We start from the raw sequence: 223 nt of genomic DNA, 5'->3' as shown, positions 1-223 counted from the left end.
GGTTCGTCGAATAGAGCTGCGAGCCGTTGACCGCCTCGGTCGAGGTCGCCGCGATCGTGCCGGCTGCGACATTCGTCACCTTGGTGTTTGCCGCATCGATGCCGCTCTTCGTCACGCTCGGGCCGCCGGTGATGGTCAGGCCGTTCGTATCGAGCTTGGCATCGCCCGTCGTCACGCTGGTGGCAACCAGGTCATTGGCGGTGGCGATGGTGACGTCCGCGCC

The 223-nt window shown here is 65.9% G+C and carries 1 pseudogene; it reads right to left on the bottom strand.

From position 1 onward, the window contains the following. A pseudogene (locus tag RHSP_RS08580) lies at positions 1–223 on the bottom strand (left-handed beta-roll domain-containing protein); the annotation flags it as partial.

It is taken from the genome of Rhizobium freirei PRF 81 (genome assembly GCF_000359745.1).
Taxonomy (GTDB): domain Bacteria; phylum Pseudomonadota; class Alphaproteobacteria; order Rhizobiales; family Rhizobiaceae; genus Rhizobium; species Rhizobium freirei.
Note: the sequence above shows the minus strand (reverse complement) of the source record. Positions and strands in the feature narration are given on the sequence as shown.